The organism is Microbacterium invictum (assembly GCF_014197265.1).
In the GTDB taxonomy this organism is placed as follows: domain Bacteria; phylum Actinomycetota; class Actinomycetes; order Actinomycetales; family Microbacteriaceae; genus Microbacterium; species Microbacterium invictum.
This window is the reverse complement of the sequence record NZ_JACIFH010000001.1, coordinates 2100268-2124193: the sequence shown is the minus strand read 5'-3', so window position 1 is coordinate 2124193 and position 23926 is coordinate 2100268. Positions and strand designations below refer to the sequence as shown.

Sequence of the window (23926 nt, the reverse complement as noted above, 5' to 3'; positions counted from 1 at the left end):
GCCGAGCTGGCCACTCTCCCGCCGAGGTGGCCACTCTCGCGCCGAGCTGGCCACTCTCTCGCCGACGTGGCCGCCTTCGTACCGAAGTAGTCGACGCCCGCTGACCCACACCGTCACACACACGGACGCCGAGCCGGCGCGCCCTACCCTGGAACCATGACGACCCCGTTCGACCAGGCCCGCTACCAGATCCGCTTCGAATGGGGCAGCGCAGGGCTCGACCGGCTCGACCCCGCCGACGTGACGGTCGTGGTCGACGTGCTGCGGTTCTCGTCGACGGTCGCCACCCGCCTGGCAGCCGGCGACACTGTCGCCCTGGACGAGTCGGCGCACGCGGTCTCGCTCAACGGAGCCGCCGTCGCCGCGCACGCGGCCCAGTCCGGCACGGTCGTTCTGCTGGGCGGACTGACCAACGCCACCGCCGTCGCCGCCGGCATCCTCGACGAGCAGCGTCGCCGCGGTGCCCGCACGAGCATCAACGTGATCGCCGCCGGCGAGCTCACCTCACGCGAACCGTCGGCACCGCTGCGCTTCGCGGTCGAAGACCTCTTCGGCGCCGGCGCGGTCATCGACGCACTCGCCGCCATCGGGCTCGACTACTCGTCGCCCGAAGCGGCCGCCGCATGCGAGTCGTTCCGCAGCCTTCGCGGGGCCGTGCGGCACCTGCTCACCGCGAGCGGCTCCGGGCAGGAGCTGCTCGACCGGGATCAGCGCGACGAGGTGCTCGCTGCCGGCGCGGTCGACTCCGTGGCATCCGTCCCCGTCCTGCGTGACGGGCTCTTCACCGCGCTCTGAGCTCGCGGCGTCCTCACTGAGGACGCAACCCCGGCGGTCGGCTGACGGTGCACGCGGCGACGAGCAAGCCGCCCGCCCGCACCCCTACCGCGGTGTCATCGCCGCCAGGCGCACGGCCGGCGTGATCTCGCGGCGCCGCCACGTGAACAGGTGGCGGCGGTCGAACGTGCGCGAGCACTTCGCGCACGACATCGCCTTCGTCGCCCGTCGATGCCGGTAGGCGACATGGCCTGCCGGGCACGTGCCGACCCACGGCGCCAGCTCGACGGCCGTCTCGCCGTGATGGGTGACGCCGCCGGTGTAGCCGATGCTGCGGGCGATGCGCTTCCAGCTCGCGCCGTGCGCGGCCCGCGGCCCGGCCAGCGCGTGCGCGATCTCGTGCAGCAGCACCTGACGGTTCTCGTCGTCCGAGAACCGCGCCGCCAGGTACCGCGACACCGTGATGCGCTGCGTCGTGAAGTGACAGGCCCCGGCGCGGCGCTTCGCGTTGTCGAACGCGAACGACCACCCGGCATCCAGATGAGCGGCGATGAGAGACTCCGCCTCGCGGCGGACAACATGCAGATCAGTCATGCCGGCATGCTAGAACGGATGTACGACACTCAGCTGGCGACGGATGCCGCACTGCGCCGACGGTCGGCGGCGTCGATCGCCTGGAGTGTGGTCTCGAGCTGGTCTTCGGCGGCACCGCTCTCCTGGCGCAGGAACAGCGCGCGCTTGAAATCGCTGCGTGCGGCGGCGTAGTTCTCGGCGTCGTAGTGGACCTTGCCGCGGTGCTGGTAGGCGAACGCCGCCAGCGCCGTCCACTCCTTGCCCTCGGCCTCTTCGGTGCACATGTTGAGCTCGTGGATCGCCGCCGCGTAGGCCCCGCGGAACTGCATCACCGAGGCGTGCAGGATCCGGGCGCGCAGCAGATCCTTGCGGGTGCCGGCCATGCGAGCCAGGCGCACCGCCTGCTCCGAGACGGTCAGCGCGTCGTCGAGCTTGTCGAGCACCTTCAGCAGCCACACCCGCTCGAGCAGGGCCTGCAGCGAACGCTGCTCGCCGATCTCCAGCAGACGGTCCTTGCACTCGCGCGCGTCGACGATCTCGCGCAAAGTCTCCGGATCATAACCCTTGATGTAGCTCACTCTGCGACTCCTTCCGCCACGACTCGCGTCTCCAGTGTCCCCCGGGGTCTCGACAGAACGCCGAGGCCACGCCGAGTGCCGTCGACCCGACGGCGCGTGTGTCGAATCAGTCGAAGATGGATGCCGCGGGCTTGGGCGAGTCCACCGCGTCACCGTCGGTGGCGATGCGCGCGCCCCGGACGAATTCGTCGATTTCGGCCCCCTGCGTGACCTTCGCGGGGTGGGGTCCTGCGGCCATGAGCCGCGGCAGCCACTCGGTGGGCAGCGGCGCGGCCGACGCCGCGATGACGAGGTTGCCGAACCGGCGCCCCTTCAGGGTCTGCACTTCGGCGAGGATGATGACCTGCGGCAGCACCGTGCGGATCGTCGCGACCTGCCGGCGCGCGTAGGCCAGGCCCGTGCCGTCGGCGATGTTGACCAGCAGCACGCCGTCCGCGGCCAGCAGACGTGCGAGGGTCTCGTAGTACTCGACGGTGGTCAGATGCGCGGGGGTCTGAGCGCCCGCGAACACATCCGAGACGACGAGGTCGGCGGTGCCGACCAGGCCCGCGGGCAGCTTCGCCGCGACGGTGCGGGCGTCGCCGATGCGCATCCGGATCTGCGCACCGCGCGGCAGGGGGAGGTGCTCGCGGACGAGATCGACCAGCGCCTGTTCGATCTCGACGACCTGCTGTCGTGACCCGGGCCGGGTGTGTTCGATGTACCGGGGCAAGGTCAGGGCACCGGCTCCCAGGTGGACCGCAGTCAGTGGCTGCCCCGGCATCCGGAGCCTGTCGATCACCGCCCCCATGCGCGTGACGTACTCGAAGTGGAGGTGACCGGGATCGTCCAGATCGACATGCGACTGCGGGGTGCGGTCGACGATGAGCTCGTGTCCGGTCGTGAACCGGCTGGGCACGATGTATGCCCGGGTTCCGTCGGTCAGGCGTGCCGAGGGTGGGGGTTCCTCGACCTTTGCGCGCGCCATGCCATCCACGCTACGGCAGGGCCGGGGCCGAACTGAAACAGGATCGATACCTTCTCGAACCGTGTATACGGCTTCCTCAAAGGTAGCGTCTTAGGAATCCCCCTGCGCGCGCAGCACTACGCGTGATGCGGGGCATCTACAACGGAAGGTGCACAGCAATGCTCCCCAGTTCGAGAAAGCGCGTGCTCGCGGGCATCGCGGCGGTCGCCATCAGCGCCCTCGCCCTCACCGCCTGCAGCAGCCAGCGCGGTGGCGATGACGAGACCGATGCAGCCACCGACGTCGACTCGACGTTCGTGTTCGCCGCGTCGAGCGACCCGGCGAACCTCGACCCGGCGTTCGCCCAGGACGGCGAGACGTTCCGCGTCTCGCGTCAGATCTTCGAAGGCCTCGTCGGCACCGTGCCCGGCACAGCGGACCCCGCCCCCCTCCTCGCGGAGGACTGGGAGTCGGCGCCCGACGGCATGAGCCACACGTTCACGCTGAAGGAGGGTGTCACCTTCCACGACGGCACCCCGTTCAACGCCGAGGCGGTCTGCTTCAACTTCGAGCGCTGGTACAACTGGACCGGCCTCGCCGCCACCGAGGCGCTGTCGTACTACTACGGCAAGCTGTTCCGCGGATACGTCGAGACCCCCGACACGGCGGTCTACAAGTCCTGCACGCCGGACGGCGACTACTCGGTCACGATCGAGCTGAACCAGCCGTTCGCCGGCTTCATCCCGGCGCTGTCGCTGCCCGCCTTCGCGATGCAGAGCCCGTCCGCGCTCGAGGAGTACGCGGCCGACGAGATCGGCGGCACCGCCGAGGCGCCCGCACTGTCGGAGTACGGTCAGGGCCACCCCACCGGCACCGGCCCCTTCGCGTTCGAGGAGTGGTCGCCGGGTGAGCAGCTCACCCTGACCTACAACGAGGACTACTGGGGCGACAAGGGTCAGATCGACGAGATCATCTTCCGCGTGATCGACGACCCGACCGCGCGTCGTCAGGCACTCGAGTCCGGCTCGATCGACGGGTACGACCTCGTTGGCCCGGCCGACAGCGCCGCCCTCGAAGAGGCCGGTTACAACATGGTCTCGCGCCCGCCGTTCACGATCCTCTACCTCGCCTTCAACCAGGCGGTCGCCGAGCTCCAGGACATCAAGGTCCGCGAGGCCCTGTCATACGCGATCGACAAGGACGCGCTCATCTCACAGGTCCTGCCGGAGGGCACCCAGAAGGCGACGCAGTTCATGCCCGACTCGGTCAACGGCTGGAACGCGGACGTCACCACCTACGAGTACGACCCGCAGAAGGCCAAGGACCTGCTGGCCGAGGCCGGTTACGACGAGTCGAACCCGCTGACGCTCGACTTCAACTACCCGGTGAACGTCTCGCGTCCGTACATGCCGGACCCCGAGCAGATCTTCACGGTCCTCTCGAGCCAGCTCAACGAGGTCGGAGTCGTCACGAACCCGATCACCGACGCGTGGAACCCCGACTACCTCGACAAGATCACGGGAACGGCCAACCACGGCATCCACCTTCTCGGATGGACGGGTGACTACAACGACACCGACAACTTCGTGGGTGTGTTCTTCGGCGGCGAGTCGGCGGAGTGGGGCTTCAACAACCCTGAGCTGTTCGCCGCGCTGTCGCAGGCACGCGGCGTCTCGAGCCTGGACGAGCAGACCGCGCTGTACGAGGACATCAACGAGCAGGTCGCCGAGTTCATCCCGGGTGTGCCGCTGGCCCACCCCGCGCCGACGCTCGCGTTCGCGCCGCGCGTGGAGAGCTTCCCGGCGAGCCCCGTCAACGACGAGGTATTCAACGAGATCGTCCTGACCGAGTAATCCGGCTCAGGCCGTGACCGGCGGTGCGGGACGAGGAGACCCTTCGTCCCGCACCGCACCCGACGTCGAGAGAACCTTCCTGTGCTGCGAACCATCGGCAAGAGGCTCCTGCTGCTCATTCCGACCCTGTTCGGGTTGAGCGTCCTGCTGTTCCTGTGGGTGCGCGCCCTGCCCGGCGGTCCCGCCGTCGCCCTGCTGGGCGAGAAGGCGACCCCCGAGGCGATCGAGCGCATCAACGAGCTGTACGGGTTCAACGAGCCCATCATCCAGCAGTACTTCACCTGGCTCGGGCGCCTGCTGTCGGGCGACTTCGGCACATCGCTGATGACCAGCCGCCCGGTGCTGGAGGAGTTCTTCCGCCGCTTCCCGGCGACGATCGAACTGTCGATCGCCGCGTTGATCATCGCCGTCGGCATCGGCGTGCCCCTCGGCTACTGGGCCGCCCGGCGACAGGGAAAGTTCAGCGACCACACCGCGGTCGTGCTCAGCCTCGTCGGCATCACGATCCCGGTGTTCTTCCTCGCGTTCATCCTGAAGTACGTGTTCGCCGTGCAGCTGGGCTGGCTGCCGTCGGACGGTCGCCAGGACCCGCGCCTCGACGCCACGCACTACACGAACTTCTACGTGCTCGACGGCATATTGACCGGCGAATGGGATGCCGCGTGGGACGCGATCCTGCACCTCATACTTCCCGCGGTGGCGCTGGCCACCATCCCCCTGGCGATCATCGTGCGCATCACCCGGGCCTCGGTGCTCGAGGTGCAGAACGCCGACTACGTGCGCACGGGCAAGGCGAAGGGCATCGGGCAGCAGACGCTGCGCGGCCGCTTCATCCTCCGCAACGCCCTGCTGCCGGTCGTCACGACGATCGGCCTGCAGGCCGGCCTGCTGCTGTCGGGGGCGATCCTCACCGAGACGGTCTTCGCCTTCCCCGGCATCGGATCGTTCCTGTACCGCGCGATCTTCTCGCGTGACTACCCCGTGCTGCAGGGGTTCATCCTCTTGATCGCCGTCACCTACGCGCTGATCAACCTGCTGGTGGACGTCTCATACAGCTTCATCGACCCGAGAGTGAGGGTGTCGTGAGCTCTTCCGTTCTTCCTCCTGCCCCCAGCGGCGGCCCGGTCGACGACACCGCGATCATCGACAAGGAGATGCTGTCCGCGGGGTCGGGCGGCGGCTTCTGGCGCGACACGTTCCGGCGTCTGCGGCGCAATCCCACCGCATGGATCGGTGCCGCGATCGTGGCGGTGTTCGTCTTCGTCGCCGTGTTCGCTCCCTGGCTGGCCCCGTACCCCGAACTGGCGCTGCCCGGCGCGAAGTACATCACCCCGACACACATCCCCGGTCCGGGCGAGCTGCCGCAGTTCCCGCTGGGCCTCGACCGCTTCGGCGGCGACGTGCTCTCCAAACTGATCTGGGGTGCGCGGGCCTCCCTCATGATCGGTGTGGTCTCGACCGCATTCGGACTGGCCGGCGGCATGCTGCTCGGCCTGATCGCCGGGGCTTTCGGCGGTGCGGTCGACAACTTCGTGATGCGCGTCGTCGACATCCTGCTGTCGGTGCCGAGCCTGCTGCTGGCCGTGTCGATCGCCGCGATCCTCGGTCAGTCGCCTATGGCCATCATGATCGCCGTCGGTGTCGCGCAGGTGCCGATCTTCGCGCGGCTGCTGCGCGCCTCGATGCTCCAGCAGCGCTCGGCCGACTACGTCCTGTCGGCGCAGACACTCGGGCTCGGTCGCGGCAAGATCACGATGAGCCACGTGCTGCCCAACGCCATCGGCCCCGTCATCGTGCAGGGCACCTTGTCGCTGGCGACGGCCGTCATCGACGCGGCCGCGCTGTCGTTCCTCGGCCTCGGCGGCGGACGCCCCGAGACGGCCGAGTGGGGCCGCATGCTCACCTACGCGCAGGCCGACCTGGCGATCGCCCCGTGGCTCGCGTTCCTGCCGGGTATCTGCATCTCCGTCACCGCGCTCGGCTTCACCCTGTTCGGCGAGGCACTGCGCGAGGCTATGGACCCGCGCACCCGCGCCCGCTGAGCCGCGCCGCGCCCCGCGCCCCGCGCCGAGGTGGCCGTTCCCGCGCCGAGGTGGCCGTTCCCGCGCCGAGGTGGCCCACCATCTCGTGACACGAGTGGCCATCTCGACGGGCGTGTGGCCATCTCGTGACACGAGTGGCCATCTCGGCGCGCGTGTGGCCATCTCGTGACACAAGTGGCCATCTCGGGCGACGTGTGTTGGGCGGGGGAGAACCCGGCATCCATCCTCAGACGGCGATATCCAGTTCGTTGCCCGGAATCGAGGCCAGGAGCTTGCGCGTGTACGGGTCGCGCGGGTTGGTGAAGATCTCCTCGCTGGTCGCCGCCTCCACGAGGGCGCCGTCCTTCATGACGCACACGTAGTCCGAGATCAGGCGGACGACGGCGAGGTCGTGCGAGATGAACAGGTAGCTCAGCCCGTATTCGCTCTGCAGGTCGCGCAGCAGCGTGAGGATCTGGTCCTGCACCAGCACGTCCAGCGCCGAGACCGGCTCGTCGCACACGATCAGGTCGGGGTTCAGAGCGAGGGCGCGGGCGATCGCGACGCGCTGACGCTGACCGCCCGACAGTTCGGCGGGGTAGCGACGCAGCATCGTCTGCGGCAGGGCGACGTCGTCGAGCAGCTTGCGCACGCGCGCCGCGCGCTCCTTGGACGACCCGCGGCTGTAGAAGTCGAGGGGCTCGGCGATGAGCCGCTCGATCGTGAACATCGGGTTCAGCGACGAGTACGGGTCCTGGAAGATCGGCTGCACCTTCTGGCGGAAATCGCGCAGCGCCTTGCCCTTCAGCCCCGCGACGTCCTGGCCCTCGAAGCGCATCGCGCCCTCGGTCGGCTCGATGACCTTCAGCAGCATCCGGGCGGTGGTGGTCTTGCCCGAGCCCGACTCGCCGACGATCGCGACGGTCTTCCCGCGCGGGATCGCGAAGGACACGTCCTTGACGGCCGCGAAGTCCTCCTTCTTGCCCCGGATCTTGTAGATCTTGGTGAGGTTCTCGACCTCGACGATGTTGTCGGTGGGGGTGGATGCCGCGGCATCCACCTTCTCGAATGCTTCGGGTCGCAGGCGCGCCGCCGCCACCGACGGGGCCGCCTTGACGAGGGACTGCGTGTACGCGTGCTGGGGATCCTCGAGGATCTGGCGTGCGGGTCCCTGCTCGACGATGCGGCCGCGATGCATCACGATGACGCGCGCCGCGCGCTCGGCGGCCAGGCCCAGGTCGTGCGTGATCAGCAGGACCGAGGTGCCGGTGTCGGTCGTCATGCGGCCGAGCTGGTCGAGGATCGTCTTCTGCACCGTGACGTCGAGGGCGCTGGTGGGCTCGTCGGCGATGAGCAGGCGCGGGTTGCAGGCCAGACCGATCGCGATGAGCGCGCGCTGGCGCATGCCGCCGGAGAACTCGTGCGGGTACTGCTTGGCGCGCTCGGCGGCATCGGGGAGCCCGGCGGCGGCGAGGGTCTCGACGACCTTGCGGTCGACGTCCTTCCGGGTGGCCAGGCCGTGGGCGAGCAGGGTCTCGGCGACCTGGGTGCCGATCTTCGAGACCGGGTTCAGGTTCGACATCGGGTCCTGCGGGACGAGCCCGATCATGCGGCCGCGGATCTTGCGCATCGCCGGCTCAGCCGCCCCGACCAATTCCTGGCCGTCGAGGGTGACGCTGCCGCGCACGATCTTGCCGTTGCCGGGCAGCAGGCCGATGATCGCCATCGCGGTGGTCGACTTGCCCGAGCCGGATTCACCCACGATCGCGACGGTCTCGCCCGGGGCGATCTCGAGGTCGACGCCCTCGACCGCGTGCACGGGGCCCTCGAGCGTGCGGAAGTCGACGGCCATGTCGCGGACCTGCAGGAGCGGGGTCGCGGCGGCGGGACGGGTCTCGAGCGGCATGGGTTCCATCCTGCCTCCTCAGTGCGAATGGTGCATCGTCGCGCGCCCGGTCTTTATGCAGTCGTGACGCGGTGCGGAGTGCGCGGTCGGCGCGTGCCGGGTCGGCCCGTCGCGTAACTCCTTCGATTCGGGCGCGTCGGCGAAGGTGAGCCCCGGAATTACGCGCGTCATGCGCGCGGCACCCCTCGGATTGGAGGAGTTACGTGCACCGCGCGCCCGAGTACCGTGGCGGTATGGCCACGATCGACCTCAACGCGGACCTCGGCGAGACCGTCGACGGCGTCCCGACGGCGGACGACGAGGCGATGTTCGCGGTCATCTCCAGCGCGTCGGTGGCGGCGGGCGGCCATGCCGGCGACGCCGCATCGATGCGCGAGGCGGTGGCCCGCGCGCAGCGGTTCGGGGTCGCGATCGGCGCGCACCCCTCGTTCGTCGACCCGGCCGGGTTCGGCCGGATGACCCGGCGTGTCGACCCCGACCTGCTGCGCGCCCAGGTGCGCGAGCAGCTCGCGGCGCTCGTGACCGCCGGTGCCGACCTCCGCTACGTCAAGCCGCACGGCGCGCTCTATCACGCGGTGACCGGCGATGATCAGGTGGCGGATGCCGTGGCCACGGCCATCGCCGACCTCTCGGCGCAGCTGGGACGCGCACTTCCTGTACTCGGCCTGGGCGGGGCGATCGCGCGGGCGGCGCAGACACGCGGCCTGCCGTTCCGCAGCGAGGCGTTCCTCGATCGGGGCTACCGCGCCGACGGATCGCTCGTCCCGCGCGCCGAGCCCGGCGCGCTGCTCGACGACCCGGACGAGGTGGCGGTCCGTGCCGTGCGCCTGGCGACGGAGGGCATGGTCACGACGGTCGATGGCGTCGAAGTGCGCACCGAAGCCATCTCGCTCTGCGTGCATGGCGACTCACCCGGTGCGGTCTCGATGGCCCGCGCCGTCCGCGCCGCGCTGGATGCCGCCGGCATCGAGGTCCGCGCGCCATGGTGACCCCGCGCGTGCTGCCGTTCGGCGATCGGGCACTCCTGGTCGAGGTGGGGACCCTCGCCGAGGTGCTCGACCTCCATGCGCGGCTCGCGGCATCTCCGCCGGCCGGAGTGGTCGACCTCGTGCCCGCTGCGCGCACCGTGCTGGTCCACCTCGACCCATCGGCGCTGCCCCTCGCGGCCGCACGCGCGTGGATCGCCGCGTCCGCACAGCTGTCGTCGGTGATGGATGCCACGGACGCCGCCCCCGTGGTCGAACTGCCCGTGATGTACGACGGCGCCGATCTGACCGAGGTCGCGGCGCTGCTCGGACTCACGGCTGACACCCTGGTGGCCCGGCACGCCGCCACCGAGTGGACGGTCGCATTCACCGGCTTCGCGCCCGGCTTCGGCTACCTGGTCGGCCCGGACTGGGAGTTCGACGTCCCCCGGCGCGCGAACCCGCGCACGCGTGTGCCGGCCGGCGCCGTCGGCCTCGCCGGCGAGTTCAGCGGCGCGTACCCGCGCGACACTCCGGGCGGCTGGCAGCTGATCGGCACGACGACCGCCCCGCTGTTCGACCCGTTCAGCGACCGGCCCGCGCTGCTCACGCCGGGCACCCGCGTCCGCTTCGTTCGAAGCCGCGCTTCCGCGCTCGCCGCCGCGCCTGCGTTTCGCGCGACAGGCGCCCTCAGCGAGCCCGAAGCCGCCGCCGATCCTGCCCGCGCCGCCGCACATCCCGCCGGCCCTGCCCCCGCCGCCGCGCGCCCCGCCGCCGCCGCGCGCCCCGCCGCCGATCCTGCCCGCGCCGCCGCGCGTCCCGCGTTCCGGGTCCTCGAGCCCGGCCTGCTCACCACGATCCAGGACCAGGGCCGCCGGGGTCACGCGTCCGCTGGCGTCGCCGTGTCGGGCGCCGCCGACCGCGCCGCCTTGCGCACCGCCAACCGCCTCGTCGGCAACGTCGAGACGGCGGCGGGCATCGAGGTCACCATGGGCGGCTTCCGTGCCGTCGCCGAGACCGACCTGTGGTTCGTGGCGACCGGCGCGTGGGGGCCGGTCCGGCTCGATGATCGCGAGGTCGATCCGTACGAGGCGCATGCGTGGCCCGCCGGCACCGAACTGCACCTGGACTGGTTCGCTCACGGCATCCGCGCCTGCCTCGCCATCCGAGGCGGCATCGCCGCACCGGCATCCATCGGCTCCCGCGCCACCGACACGCTGTCCGGGCTCGGGCCGCCACCACTGCGCGCCGGCGACCGGGTGCACCTCGCCGACGACGCCATCGTGGCGATCCCGGCCGAACACCTCCACCCGTGGAGCCCGCCCGACGACGGCGCCATCGAACTCGAACTCGCACCCGGCCCGCGGGCTGGGTGGTTCGCACCCGCCTCCCAGGCCACGCTGTTCGAGTCGGTCTGGACGGTGTCGAACGAGTCCGACCGCGTCGGGATCCGCCTCGACGGTCCCGCCCTCGAGCGCATCGACACCCGCGAGCTCCCCAGCGAGGGCATGGTCCCGGGCGCGCTGCAGGTGCCGCCGAGCGGCCGCCCCGTGATCCTCGGTCCCGATGGACCGGTGACCGGCGGGTACCCCGTGATCGCTGTGGTCATGGATGCCGCGCGCGACGCCCTCGCGCAGGCCCGCCCCGGCACGCGGCTGCGCTTTCGGCACGCGCGTTACGCGTGACCCCGCCGAACCGAGTGAGGCACAGGCCCCGCCTTGATGCAGGCGAGCTTCGGCATCTCGCGCGGCGCCAGCCGGTACTCGTCCTCCAGGCCCGAGATCGCCTCGTCGGGCGCGACCCAGCCGTAGCTCTCCCACTAGATGCCCACGAACACGTCGCTCTGCTCGGTAGGAACGGTACAGGTCGCGCGGCGGGTGCAGGCGCGCGCCGAGTCCGAACATCACCGGTGCCGGCTGCAGCCGCCCGCGCCGTGCCCCCCGCCCCCCCGCCGTGCCGCCCGCGCCGTGCCGCCCGCGCCGTGCCGCCCGCGCCGCGGCGCGCTCGTCGGCCAGCTCACGCAGGGTCCGCTGATCGGGAGTCGATCCGCCGACCCGGACCGGGGGCATGGATGCCGCGGCATCCGGCACCGCGGATCACGTGCTCCGTGCGGGGTTATACCGCAGCATCCGAAACTCGTCAAGGATCCGGCTTGCCATGGCGCGTCGCGCGGTCTATAGTGGGTAGTTGCGCTCCCTTCCCCCTTGCCTTCATATGGTGGTCGGCTTGTGCCTGCGCCCCCGTCGCACTCCGACGGCGCGTGATGCAGGCAATCGGATAGGGGAGCACTCCACCTGACGACAAGGAACCGGCCCACGCCCGGGCTCATGGAGGTAATCCCCTTGGCTGCTGCGCCCAACGCAACCAACCCCACCACCAAGAAGAACGGCCGCGGAGTATCCCGCACGTCGTTCGCCAAGATCTCCGACACGCTGGAGGTCCCCGACCTCCTGGCGCTGCAGACGGAATCGTTCGACTGGCTCGTCGGCAACGACGCCTGGAAGGCCCGGGTCACCGAGGCTGAGGCCGCCGGTCGCACCGATGTCCCGACGGTGAGCGGTCTGGAGGAGATCTTCGAGGAGATCTCCCCGATCGAGGACCTCGGCGAGACGATGCAGCTGTCGTTCACCAACCCGTACCTCGAACCCGAGAAGTACTCGATCGAAGAGTGCAAGGAGCGCGGCAAGACCTACGCCGCGCCGCTGTACGTCGAGGCCGAGTTCATGAACCACCTCACCGGTGAGATCAAGACCCAGACGGTCTTCATGGGCGACTTCCCGCTCCAGACCGCCCGCGGCACGTTCATCATCAACGGCACCGAGCGTGTCGTCGTCTCGCAGCTCGTGCGCTCGCCGGGTGTCTACTTCGACAAGACCCCCGACAAGACCAGTGACAAGGACATCGTCTCGGCGCGCATCATCCCCAGCCGCGGCGCCTGGCTCGAGTTCGAGATCGACAAGCGCGACCAGGTCGGCGTGCGCATCGACCGCAAGCGCAAGCAGTCGGTCACGGTCTTCCTCAAGGCCCTGGGCCTGACCAGCGAGGACATCCTCACCGAGTTCGCCGGCATCGAGTCGATCGAAGAGACGCTGAGCAAGGACACGATCCTCACCAAGGAAGACGCGCTCCGCGACATCTACCGCAAGCTCCGTCCGGGCGAGCAGGTCGCCGCCGAGGCCGCCCGCGCGCTGCTGGACAACTTCTACTTCAACCCGAAGCGCTACGACCTGGCCAAGGTGGGTCGCTACAAGATCAACCAGAAGCTGGGTGTCGACGGGCCCCTGAGCGACTCGGTGCTGACCGTCGACGACATCGTCGCGACGATCAAGTACCTCGTCCGCCTGCACCGCGGCGACGTCAGCTATGACGGCACCCGCGGCGGCAAGCCCGCGGAGATCCGCCTGGACGTCGACGACATCGACAACTTCGGCAACCGCCGCATCCGTGCGGTCGGCGAGCTCATCCAGAACCAGGTCCGCACCGGTCTGTCGCGCATGGAGCGCGTCGTCCGCGAGCGCATGACCACGCAGGACATCGAGGCGATCACCCCGCAGACCCTGATCAACGTGCGCCCCGTCGTGGCCGCGATCAAGGAGTTCTTCGGCACCTCGCAGCTGTCGCAGTTCATGGACCAGAACAACCCGCTCGCGGGTCTGACCCACAAGCGCCGCCTGTCGGCGCTGGGCCCCGGCGGTCTGTCGCGTGAGCGCGCCGGCGTCGAGGTCCGTGACGTCCACCCGTCGCACTACGGCCGCATGTGCCCGATCGAGACCCCGGAAGGCCCGAACATCGGCCTGATCGGCTCGCTCGCCTCGTTCGCGCGGATCAACGCGTTCGGCTTCATCGAGACGCCGTACCGCAAGGTCGTCAGCGGCAAGGTCACCGCGCAGATCGACTACCTCACGGCATCCGAGGAGAGCGACTACATCGTCGCCCAGGCCGGCGCCGAGCTGGCCGATGACGGTGCGTTCACGCAGGAGCGCGTGCTGGCCCGTCGCGGTCAGGGTGGCGAGGTCGACCTGTTCCCGGTCGACGAGATCGGCTACATGGACGTCTCCCCGCGCCAGATGGTGTCGGTGGCGACCTCGCTCATCCCGTTCCTCGAGCACGACGACGCCAACCGCGCCCTCATGGGTGCGAACATGCAGCGTCAGGCCGTCCCGCTGCTGCGCAGCGAGTCGCCCGTGGTCGGCACCGGCATGGAGGGCTACGCGGCCATCGACGCCGGTGACGTGGTCACCGCCGACAAGGCCGGTGTGGTCACCGAGGTCTCGGCCGATGTCGTGACCGTCCAGCTCGACGAGGGCGGCACGCAGGACTACTTCCTCCGCAAGTTCGACCGCTCCAACCAGGGCACGTCCTACAACCAGCGCGTCGTGGTCTCGGCCGGCGAGCGGGTCGAGGTCGGCGAGATCATCGCCGACGGCCCGTCGACGGAGAACGGCGAGCTCGCGCTCGGCAAGAACCTCCTGGTCGCGTTCATGACGTGGGAGGGTCACAACTTCGAGGACGCCATCATCCTCAGCCAGGAGCTCGTCAAGAACGACACGCTCTCCTCGATCCACATCGAGGAGTACGAGGTCGACGCGCGCGACACCAAGCTCGGCAAGGAGGAGATCACCCGCGACCTCCCCAACGTCAGCCCCGACCTGCTGAAGGACCTCGACGAGCGCGGCATCGTCCGCATCGGCGCCGAGGTGCGCCCCGGTGACATCCTCGTCGGCAAGGTCACGCCCAAGGGCGAGACCGAGCTGTCGGCCGAAGAGCGCCTGCTGCGCGCGATCTTCAACGAGAAGAGCCGCGAAGTCCGCGACACGTCGCTGAAGGTACCCCACGGTGAAGAGGGCACGATCATCGCGGTCAAGGAGTTCAACGCCGAGGACGGCGACGACGAGCTCGGCTCGGGCGTCAACCGCCGCGTCGTGGTCTACATCGCCCAGAAGCGCAAGATCACCGAGGGCGACAAGCTCGCCGGCCGCCACGGCAACAAGGGCGTCATCGCGAAGATCCTGCCGGTCGAGGACATGCCGTTCCTGGCCGACGGAACCCCCGTCGACGTCGTCCTCAACCCGCTCGGCATCCCCGGCCGCATGAACTTCGGCCAGGTGCTCGAAACCCACCTCGGGTGGATCGCGCAGCAGGGCTGGAAGGTCGAGGGCAACCCGGAGTGGGCCGCGGATCTGCCGGAGGAGGCCCGCGAGGGCGCCCCGGGCACCAAGGTCGCCACGCCCGTGTTCGACGGCGCGTTCGAGTCCGAGATCGCGGGTCTGCTCGACTCGACGAACCCGACGCGCGACGGCGACCGGCTGATCGGTTCGAGCGGAAAGGCCCTGCTGTTCGACGGCCGCTCCGGCGAGCCGTTCCCGGCACCGGTGTCGGTCGGCTACATGTACATCCTGAAGCTGCACCACCTCGTGGACGACAAGATCCACGCCCGCTCGACCGGTCCGTACTCGATGATCACCCAGCAGCCGCTCGGTGGTAAGGCGCAGTTCGGCGGTCAGCGCTTCGGTGAGATGGAGGTGTGGGCCCTCGAGGCCTACGGTGCCGCGTACGCGCTGCAGGAGCTCCTCACGATCAAGTCCGACGACATCGTGGGCCGCGTCAAGGTCTACGAAGCCATCGTCAAGGGCGAGAACATCCAGGAGCCCGGCATCCCCGAGTCCTTCAAGGTGCTCATGAAGGAGATGCAGTCGCTCTGCCTGAACGTCGAGGTCCTCGGCGCAGACGGCATGGCGGTCAACCTCCGCGACACCGATGACGAGGCCTTCCGCGCGGCGGAAGAGCTCGGCATCAACATCTCCACCCGGTTCGAGTCCTCGTCCATCGACGAGATCTGAACCCGGCCGACGCGACAGAATTTTTGAGACACAGGAGAACTAGTGCTCGAGTCAACCACTTTCGATGAGCTTCGCATCGGCCTGGCCACCGCCGACGACATCCGTCGTTGGTCATACGGTGAGGTCAAGAAGCCCGAGACCATCAACTACCGCACGCTCAAGCCCGAGAAGGACGGTCTGTTCGGCGAGCAGATCTTCGGACCCTCGCGGGACTGGGAGTGCGCCTGCGGCAAGTACAAGCGTGTCCGCTTCAAGGGCATCGTCTGCGAGCGCTGCGGCGTGGAGGTCACCAAGAGCTCCGTCCGCCGCGAGCGCATGGGCCACATCGAGCTCGCCGCCCCCGTCACCCACATCTGGTACTTCAAGGGCGTGCCCTCGCGCCTGGGCTACCTGCTCGACATGGCGCCGAAGGACCTCGAGAAGGTCATCTACTTCGCCGCGTACATGGTGATCTCGGTCGACGAGGAGGCCCGCCACCGCGACCTCCCCACGCACGAGCAGAACCTGCGCCTCGAGATGAAGAACCTCGGCGACCGCCGCGACGCCCGCGTCGCCGCCCGCCTCCAGAAGCTGGAGGAGGAGCTCGCCGCGCTCGAGGAGGAAGGCGCCAAGGCCGACCAGAAGAAGAAGGTCAAGGACGCCGCCGAGAAGGAGATGACGCTGATCCGCAAGGGATCAGACGAGCAGATCGCCAAGCTCGAGCGCATGTGGGAAGAGTTCCGCAACCTCGACGTCGGCCAGCTCAAGCAGGAGGACGACGTCTTCCAGGAGCTGCAGGACCGCTTCGGTCAGTACTTCGAGGCCTACATGGGCGCCGAGTCGATCAAGCGTCGCCTCGAGGCGTTCGACCTGGCCGCCGAGGCCGAGTCGCTGCACCTGCAGATCTCCGAGGGCAAGGGCCAGCGCAAGATCCGTGCGATCAAGCGCCTCAAGGTCGTCAACTCGTTCCTGCAGACGGGCATGTCCCCGGCATCCATGGTCCTCGACGTCGTTCCGGTGATCCCGCCGGAGCTGCGTCCGATGGTCCAGCTCGACGGTGGTCGCTTCGCCACCAGCGACCTGAACGACCTGTACCGCCGTGTGATCAACCGCAACAACCGTCTGCGTCGTCTGATCGACCTCGGTGCCCCCGAGATCATCGTCAACAACGAGAAGCGCATGCTGCAGGAGGCCGTCGACGCGCTGTTCGACAACGGCCGCCGCGGCCGCCCGGTCACCGGTACCGGCAACCGTGCGCTCAAGTCGCTGTCCGACATGCTCAAGGGCAAGCAGGGCCGATTCCGCCAGAACCTGCTCGGCAAGCGCGTGGACTACTCGGGCCGTTCGGTGATCATCGTCGGACCGCAGCTCAAGCTCCACCAGTGCGGTCTGCCCAAGCAGATGGCCCTCGAGCTGTTCAAGCCGTTCGTCATCAAGCGCCTGATCGACCTGGGCCACTCGCAGAACATCAAGGCCGCCAAGCGTGCCGTCGAGCGCACCCGCCCCGAGGTCTGGGACGTGCTCGAGGAGATCATCCGCGAGCGCCCCGTGCTGCTCAACCGCGCGCCCACGCTGCACCGTCTGGGCATCCAGGCGTTCGAGCCGCAGCTCGTGGAGGGCAAGGCCATCCAGCTGCACCCGCTCGTGTGTGCCGCGTTCAACGCCGACTTCGACGGCGACCAGATGGCCGTCCACCTGCCGCTGTCGGTCGAGGCCCAGGCCGAGGCCCGCATGCTCATGCTGGCGTCGAACAACATCCTGAAGCCGTCGGACGGCCGCCCGGTCACCCTGCCCTCGCAGGACATGATCATCGGCCTGCACCACCTGACCACGGTCAAGGCGGGCGCTGCCGGTGAGGGTCGCGCGTTCGGCTCGGTCTCCGAGGCGATCATGGCCAAGGACGAGGGCAGCCTCGACCTGCAGGCCAAGGTCCGCATCCGCATCCCGGGTCTGACGTTCCTCGAGGGCGAAGCGCCCGAGGGCTACGAGCGCCACGGCCTCGTGGACGCGTCGCTCGGCCAGGCGATCTTCAACGACACGCTCCCCAAGGGCTACCCGTTCGTGCGCGAGCAGGCCGACAAGGGCAAGCTGTCGCAGATCGTCAACAAGCTGGCCGAGGAGTACCCGAAGGTGGAGGTCGCGGCATCCCTCGACCGCATCAAGGACGCCGGATTCCACTGGGCCACCCGTTCGGGTGTCACCGTGGCGCTCAGCGACATCCTCACGCCCCCGAACAAGGGCGAGATCGTCGCCGGCTACGAGAAGCAGGCCGCGAAGGTCCAGGGTCAGTTCGAGAAGGGTCTCACCACCGACGCCGAGCGTCGTCAGGAGCTCATCAAGATCTGGACCGAGGCGACCGACGAGATCCAGAAGGCGATGCGCGACAACTTCCCCGAGGACAACACCATCAACCGCATGGTGTCGTCGGGCGCGCGTGGTAACTGGCTGCAGATCCGCAACATCGCGGGTATGCGTGGCCTCGTGAACAACCCCAAGGGTGAGATCATCCCCCGTCCGATCATCTCCTCGTACCGCGAGGGTCTGTCGGTGGCGGAGTACTTCATCGCGACGCACGGTGCCCGCAAGGGTCTGGCCGACACGGCCCTCCGCACCGCCGACTCGGGTTACCTGACCCGTCGCCTCGTGGACGTCTCGCAGGATGTCATCATCCGCGAAGAGGACTGCGCGACGACCAAGGGCCTCGAGTTCGTCATCGCGGCTCCGGGTGCCGACGGCACTCTGGTGCGGGATGCCAACGTCGAGAACTCCGTGTTCGCTCGCACCCTGGCTGCCGACGTGGTCGACGGCTCGGGCGAGGTGCTCGCCCAGGCGGGCGACGACGTGGGCGACGTGCTCATCGACAAGCTGGTCGCCGGCGGCATCGAGACCATCAAGGTCCGTTCGGTGCTCACGTGCGACTCGGCCGTCGGTGTCTGCGCGCGGTGCTACGGCCGTTCGCTGGCCACCGGCAAGCTCGTCGACATCGGCGAGGCGGTCGGCATCATCGCCGCGCAGTCGATCGGTGAGCCCGGCACCCAGCTGACCATGCGTACCTTCCACACCGGTGGTACCGCCGGCGCGGACGACATCACGCAGGGTCTGCCCCGTGTGCAGGAGCTGTTCGAGGCGCGTACCCCCAAGGGCGCGTCGCCGATCGCCGAGTCCGACGGTCGCATCACGATCGACGAGACCGACAAGTCGCGCAAGGTCATCCTGACGCCCGACAACGGCGACGAGCCGCACGTCTACCCGGTCCTGAAGCGTGCCACCCTCCTCGTCGAGGACGGGCAGCACGTGACGGTCGGCCAGCCCCTGCAGGTCGGCACGCTCGACCCCAAGGAGGTCATGCGCGTCATGGGCGCCCGCGAGGTGCAGAAGTACCTCGTCAACGGCGTGCAGGGCGTCTACCGCTCGCAGGGTGTGCCGATCCACGACAAGCACATCGAGGTCATCGTGCGCCAGATGCTGCGGAAGGTCACCGTGGTCGACCACGGCGACACGAAGCTGCTGCCCGGCGAGCTGGTCGACTTCAAGAAGTACCAGAACATCAACCGCGAGACCGTCGGCGAGGGCAAGCGCCCCGCGTCGGGTCGTCCCGAGCTGATGGGTATCACCAAGGCGTCGCTCGCGACCGAGTCGTGGCTGTCGGCCGCGTCGTTCCAGGAGACCACCCGCGTCCTGACGCAGGCGGCCATGGAGGGAAAGACCGACCCGCTGGTGGGCCTCAAGGAGAACGTCATCATCGGAAAGCTCATCCCCGCCGGAACCGGACTTGCGAAGTACCGCAACGTCGTGGTCGAGGCGACGGAAGAGGCCAAGAGCGAGCGGTACCCCAACCGCATCTTCGCCTCGGACGGTGCGTACAGCGACACCGACCTGAGCTACGTCGATTTCGACAGCTTCTCGACGGACGATTTCACGCCCGGCACCTACAACTGATGAGGTGAACGATGGCCCCCTGGCATTGCCCGGGGGCCATCGTCGTACCCCGCGCGCTGCGTTCGGAGTTCGGAGTTCGGAGTTCGGAGTTCGAATTCGGAGTTCGCCGAGCCGCATACATCTGCGCGAGCCGCATAGTCACGCACGGCCGCAACTATGCGGCTGGAACGAAGCCATGCGGCTCGCGGGGAGTGAGCGCGCGAGGCGCGCCAAAAAAGGCGCGGCGCACCGTACCGTTGAGTCATGGCTCGAGTCGGTGGCAGGAATGCGATCTTCGCGTGGATCGTGGGCCTCGTGTGCGCGGCCGTCGTGGTGGGTCTGGGCGTCCTCGCGCTGCCCATGCTGCCGGCGACCGTCGGCTGGATGGCGCAGCAGGCCGGCGACCGGCCGCCCGGCGCGACGACCGCCGACGACGAGCTCGATCCGACCGACCCGGTCGAGTGCCGCGATCTGTACGTCGACGCTCTGTGGTCCGCGCTGGTTTGGACCGATGAGTCCGTGCTCACGCCCTCGACCGACGCGCCGACCACGACGGCCACCCCCGTGGTCGAGGCGCTCAGCCCGGTTGTGCGGATGACCTGCAGCTGGAAGTCCGACAAGGGCGAGATCCACACGACGGTGGCCACGGTGGCGACGGATGCCGGTGCCATCGCCACCGCGGCTCTTCCCGGCCTGGGGTTCGCCTGCACCGAACAGGAGGCCCGGGTGCGCTGCGTCCGCACCGAGGAAGAGCTGACCGAGACGATCGAGACCGGCGGCGGACTGTGGCTGTCGACGTCGCAGAACGCCTGGTATCCGGTCGACTACCATCGCCGGGTCGCCGACCGTGTCTTCGTGGTCGACGAGACGCCCGGTGAGGCCGACGCCGAGTCGTCCTGATCGGCGACCTGGCCTGCCCCTGATAGGCGCAGTCGCCCCTGGGCGGCGACCCCGCAGTCGCCCCTGGAGGGCGGCCCCGCAGCCGTCCTGACCAGCCCTCGGGCCCGAACGGTGACCCCGCAGCCGCCGCGGTCAGCCCTCGGGCCAGAGCGTCCGGATGATCGCGGCCGTGTAGCCCGACGGAGCCAGGTTCGAGTACTGCGTGTCGATGAGCACACCGTCGCGGTAGAACAGCGTGCGTCCGTCGGTGACCGGGGCGGTCTCGTTGTCCCACGTCGCCTCGCAGCGCAGGCCGCCGCTCGGTTCGTAGCAGACGAACCCGTCGGCCATCAGCACGTTGAGGTAGTCGAGCACCGGCTGCTCGGGGGCGTAGTTGATCGTCGTGACCAGCCGGGTCGTCTGTGAGCCCGGTTCGGACCACACGCACCGCAGCGACCGGTCGGGCAGCACGCCGCTCTCGCCGAAGCTGGGGTCGTTCAACGGAATGTCCTCGAGCTGCGCGAGCACCGCGTCGTCGAGCATGTCCTCGCACCCGGTCGGCAGCACGGTCATCGACAGCACCGGACCCGATGGCACCGCGTCGGTGGGCGAGGCCGGTGTCGGCACCGCGGTCGTGGGAGCGGGGGCGGGGGTGGAGGCCTCGGCATCCGGAGCCGGCGCATCGTCCGCCACGCACCCCGTCAGCAGCAGCGCAGAGATGATGAGCGCGGGTGCGGCGAGACGCGAGAGGCGGGACATGATCCTCAACGATAAGCGGGCGTTCCGACGCAGGGGTGCCGACACTCGGCATGCCTCCGCGGCGGAGCGGCCGCGGGACGTTACTCTCGCACTGCGGCGGCGCGTGCCCCGCGTGAGGAGCACATCGCAATGAGCGATCCCAATTACGGCGAGCCGGTTGACGACAACACGACAGGCGAGGCCGGGTCGGTCGACGACGTGGTCGGTCGCGCCCACGAGGGCCTGGCCGAGGCCGAGGCCGCTTCTCGCGATGCGGTGAGCGAGGAAGAGCTCGCCCGAGTGGATGCCGGTGACGCGGCGCCCTCGACCGCATCCGCCGCCGATTCCGGCACTGCCACCGCTGACGCCGCCGCAACCGGTTCGGCCGCCACGGCGACCGACCCCGCCGCCTCGGACACCGCCTCCGCGGCCGCGCCGGCCGGCCACGATGCCGACCTCGACGCCGCCTACGCCGAAGCCGGCTACGTGCCCGGCGCGGCCGCCACGGTCGCGACGCCCACGGCCGCCGAGCCCTCCGCCGACACGACGGCAGTCGCGGGCACCGACGCCACCGGCCCCGACGCCGTCACCACCGCGTACGACGGCACCGCGTACGGCGATGCCGTCACCCCGAGCGAGCCGGTCGCGACCGGCGCCGCCGCGGGCGTCGCGTACACCGCCTCGCCGCAGCCCATCTTCGTCCAGGCGCCCGAGGCCCCCCGCCCGCGCGGCAACCGCGGTGCCGCCGGCGCGATCGGCCTGCTGGCCGCTGTGTCGTTCGGCATCCTCTACCTCGCCGCCGCACTGGGCTTCGGCCTCGCCGACGGCTCCATCACGGGCGAGAATGTGGGCACCGAGGCCGTGGCCGCGCTGACCACCTGGTGGTTCTGGGTGCCGGTGGTCGTGTTCTTCCTCGGGTTCTGGCTGCTCGGCGCGATCATCAACCGCGGTCGCTGGGGTTACTGGGTCATCTTCGGACTGCTGGTCGGCGCCGTCTCGTACGGCGGACACCTGCTGGGTCAGCTGTTCCAGGCCCCGTTCTGGGAACTCACCGCGCGTGAGGGCGCCGAGCTCGTCGACGGCCAGCTTCTCGCCCCGCTCGCGATCGTGGCGTTCATCTTCGGGCGCGAGCTGACCATCTGGTTCGGCGCATGGGTCTCTGCGCGCGGCAAGCGCGTCACCGAGCTCAACTACGAGGCCCAGCGCGAGTACGAGCGCACGCTCGAGGCCGGACCCCAGCTGCACCAGGGATGACATGACCGGGCCAGGGGTGCGACCGCCGGTGGCGGCGGCCCTCGCCACGGTCGGATTCTTCGCCCTCCTGGTCGCCGTCCTCGGCATGACCAGCCTGTTCCTCGAGCAGGATGTGATCGCCACCGAGGGCCTCGGCAACCTGCCGGGCGCCACCGCCGCGGGCCTTGCCACGGTCGCCGTGCTGGGGGTCCTCCTCGTCACCCTGCGGCGGCCGAACCCGTCGTACTGGATCGCGGCCGTCGTGACCCTCGCCGCGGTGCTCGCCTACCTCGTCGGGCTCTGGTTCGGCGCAGTGTTCGCGGGGGAGGACCCGGTGCTCGCGGCCTCCGCCGCCGGAGAATTCCTGCTGTCGTGGTTCGCACTGGCCCTCGCCGTCGTCGCCTTCATCGCCGGATGGGTCGGCGTCGCCCTCGTCCGCACCCGCGCAGATCGCCCCCGCTGGCCGTGGGAGTCCGACACCGACGAACCCTGATGGCCGAGAGGATGCCAGCGCCCGCCGCCCCCGGCATCCCCCACCCTCAGCCGCCCGGCATCAGCCCCGGCATCAGCCCCTCATCCGTCTCCTGTGGTCGCTATCGCGTCGAGTTCCCGCACCTGCGGCCGGATGAGCTCGCCGTCCGCCCCGGCCTCCCGCCCCGGCAGCCACTCATCCGTCGCTTGCGGTCGTCATCGCGCCGAGGTCCCGCGCTTGCGGCCGGATGAACCCGCCGTCCGCCCCGGCAGGCCGCCCCGGCACCCACCGGCAGCCACTCATCCGTCGCTTGCGGTCGTGATCGCGCGAAGTTCCCGCACTTGCGGCCGGATGAGCCCGCCGTCCGCCCCGGCAGGCCCCACCGGCACCCCTTCATCCGTCGCCTGCGGTCGCTATCGCGCGAAGTTCCCGCACGTCCGGCCGGATGAATCAGCCCCCCGCCGAGCCGCAGAACGCCGAATCCCTGCGAACTGGGCCCTGACACGGAACAATGGATGCCGTGGAGCGGTCGATCGAGACCCAGGTCAGCCAGGCGGTGGACGTCTGGCTGCGATGGCTTCCGCGCTGGGAGCCGTCGACCCACCGGGGGCGCGTCGCCCCGTGCCGGCGCTGCTTCGGGTCGCCGGTGCTGTCGGCGGCGGGACTCGGCGCCGATGTGCCGCACGGGGTGCAGCACGGGCTGTCCACCCGGATGAAGACGATCGTCGACCACGCCGTGGCCGAATACACCTCGCGCAATCTGCCGATGCTGCAGGCCGAGCTCGACCAGCAGGCCGAGCGCAACCGTGCCCGCAGCTACCGGCCCGGCGAAGGGCTCGAGCCCGAGTTCGAGGGCATGCCGATGGACCCCGACCCGCTGCCCGGGCAGCCGTTCCTGTTCACGATCTCCGGGCTCGCCGAAGAGGCCGCTGCCGATGTGCCGGCGCTGCCGCCCCTGTCGGACGAGGCCAAAGCGGCGCTGCGCCAGGAGGTGAAGCTGGCCGACGACTACGCGAACATGGTGGGTCGCGAGGTGTGCACGGTGCTGCTGCACCACCGGCTGCGCATCCAGGCGGCCGTCGGCCAGTACGTCGAGCCGCAGATCGCGGCGATGCTCGAAGAGCTGACCCGTTCGCTCGATGCGCCGTTCGATCCCCGCGCCGACCCGGGCATCTCCGAGCCGTAACAGGCCGCTCACGGGTGGTTTTGTTAGCATTGCCCCGTCTCGCACCGGATCCTGGGGCCGGGTTG

17 protein-coding genes are annotated in these 23926 nt (G+C 69.6%); 12 read left to right on the top strand and 5 right to left on the bottom strand.

Features of this window, described 5'->3' with window-relative positions; all coding sequences use genetic code 11:
- Positions 1 to 156: 156 nt before the first annotated feature.
- Positions 157 to 795 (top strand): 2-phosphosulfolactate phosphatase, encoded by a 639-nt coding sequence (locus BKA10_RS09905; protein WP_183499744.1) that lies wholly within the window; start codon positions 157 to 159, stop codon positions 793 to 795.
- Positions 796 to 879: 84 nt separating this feature from the next.
- On the opposite strand, the gene BKA10_RS09900 is transcribed toward BKA10_RS09905, so the two are convergent.
- The 3 genes from BKA10_RS09900 to BKA10_RS09890 all read right to left on the bottom strand — a co-directional run bounded on the left by BKA10_RS09900 (position 880) and on the right by BKA10_RS09890 (position 2892).
- Entirely contained in the window at positions 880 to 1368 is a 489-nt protein-coding gene (locus BKA10_RS09900) for a SprT-like domain-containing protein (RefSeq protein WP_183499743.1), read from the bottom strand.
- Between the two features lie 29 nt (positions 1369 to 1397).
- The gene (locus BKA10_RS09895; protein ID WP_183499742.1) at positions 1398 to 1925 is read right to left on the bottom strand and encodes a hypothetical protein; all 528 of its coding nucleotides are present in this window, start codon (positions 1923 to 1925) and stop codon (positions 1398 to 1400) included.
- Positions 1926 to 2031: 106 nt separating this feature from the next.
- Complete coding sequence (locus tag BKA10_RS09890; RefSeq protein ID WP_183499741.1) at positions 2032 to 2892, bottom strand: spermidine synthase; 861 nt, start codon at positions 2890 to 2892, stop codon at positions 2032 to 2034.
- Positions 2893 to 3050: 158 nt separating this feature from the next.
- Here BKA10_RS09890 and BKA10_RS09885 point away from each other — a divergent pair, with 158 nt between their 5' ends.
- From BKA10_RS09885 to BKA10_RS09875, 3 genes are all read left to right on the top strand, one after another.
- A complete protein-coding gene (locus BKA10_RS09885; RefSeq protein ID WP_183499740.1) occupies positions 3051 to 4724 on the top strand; it encodes an ABC transporter substrate-binding protein in 1674 nt (557 codons plus the stop codon).
- A gap of 81 nt (positions 4725 to 4805) precedes the next feature.
- Positions 4806 to 5810: an ABC transporter permease subunit gene (locus tag BKA10_RS09880; protein ID WP_183499739.1), complete on the top strand. Its 1005-nt coding sequence runs from the start codon at positions 4806 to 4808 to the stop codon at positions 5808 to 5810.
- A gap of 68 nt (positions 5811 to 5878) precedes the next feature.
- Positions 5879 to 6766, top strand: coding sequence for an ABC transporter permease (locus BKA10_RS09875; RefSeq protein ID WP_183501147.1), 888 nt, complete (start codon positions 5879 to 5881; stop codon positions 6764 to 6766).
- A 226-nt stretch (positions 6767 to 6992) separates the two neighbouring features.
- Here the strand turns inward: BKA10_RS09875 and BKA10_RS09870 are convergent, their stop codons facing one another.
- Entirely contained in the window at positions 6993 to 8651 is a 1659-nt protein-coding gene (locus BKA10_RS09870) for an ABC transporter ATP-binding protein (RefSeq protein ID WP_183501146.1), read from the bottom strand.
- 233 nt (positions 8652 to 8884) lie between these two features.
- Here BKA10_RS09870 and pxpA point away from each other — a divergent pair, with 233 nt between their 5' ends.
- The 5 genes from pxpA (at position 8885) to BKA10_RS09845 (ending at position 20253) form a co-directional block, all read left to right on the top strand.
- On the top strand, positions 8885 to 9640 hold the full coding sequence (pxpA, locus tag BKA10_RS09865; protein WP_183499738.1) for a 5-oxoprolinase subunit PxpA: 756 nt from the start codon (positions 8885 to 8887) through the stop codon (positions 9638 to 9640).
- Positions 9634 to 11301 carry a 5-oxoprolinase subunit B/C family protein gene (locus tag BKA10_RS09860; RefSeq protein WP_183499737.1) on the top strand — a complete coding sequence of 556 codons (1668 nt, stop codon included), beginning with the start codon at positions 9634 to 9636 and terminating at the stop codon, positions 11299 to 11301. The genes pxpA and BKA10_RS09860 overlap by 7 nt, the downstream gene beginning before the upstream one ends.
- 657 nt (positions 11302 to 11958) lie before the next feature.
- The gene (rpoB, locus tag BKA10_RS09855) at positions 11959 to 15456 is read left to right on the top strand and encodes a DNA-directed RNA polymerase subunit beta (protein ID WP_183499736.1); all 3498 of its coding nucleotides are present in this window, start codon (positions 11959 to 11961) and stop codon (positions 15454 to 15456) included.
- A gap of 42 nt (positions 15457 to 15498) precedes the next feature.
- Positions 15499 to 19374 (top strand): DNA-directed RNA polymerase subunit beta', encoded by a 3876-nt coding sequence (rpoC, locus tag BKA10_RS09850; RefSeq protein ID WP_183499735.1) that lies wholly within the window; start codon positions 15499 to 15501, stop codon positions 19372 to 19374.
- 243 nt (positions 19375 to 19617) lie between these two features.
- Complete coding sequence (locus BKA10_RS09845) at positions 19618 to 20253, top strand: hypothetical protein (RefSeq protein ID WP_183499734.1); 636 nt, start codon at positions 19618 to 19620, stop codon at positions 20251 to 20253.
- 132 nt (positions 20254 to 20385) lie between these two features.
- Here the strand turns inward: BKA10_RS09845 and BKA10_RS09840 are convergent, their stop codons facing one another.
- A complete protein-coding gene (locus BKA10_RS09840) occupies positions 20386 to 20991 on the bottom strand; it encodes a DUF3558 domain-containing protein (RefSeq protein ID WP_206686979.1) in 606 nt (201 codons plus the stop codon).
- 129 nt (positions 20992 to 21120) lie between these two features.
- Between BKA10_RS09840 and BKA10_RS09835 the strand changes: the two genes are divergently transcribed.
- From BKA10_RS09835 to BKA10_RS09825, 3 genes are all read left to right on the top strand, one after another.
- Positions 21121 to 22224 (top strand): ABC transporter, encoded by a 1104-nt coding sequence (locus BKA10_RS09835; protein ID WP_183499733.1) that lies wholly within the window; start codon positions 21121 to 21123, stop codon positions 22222 to 22224.
- 1 nt (position 22225) lies between these two features.
- On the top strand, positions 22226 to 22696 hold the full coding sequence (locus BKA10_RS09830; protein WP_183499732.1) for a DUF6121 family protein: 471 nt from the start codon (positions 22226 to 22228) through the stop codon (positions 22694 to 22696).
- A 499-nt stretch (positions 22697 to 23195) separates the two neighbouring features.
- Positions 23196 to 23861, top strand: a complete 666-nt coding sequence (locus BKA10_RS09825) for a spermidine/putrescine ABC transporter substrate-binding protein (RefSeq protein WP_183499731.1) — start codon at positions 23196 to 23198, stop codon at positions 23859 to 23861.
- Positions 23862 to 23926 lie beyond the last annotated feature (65 nt).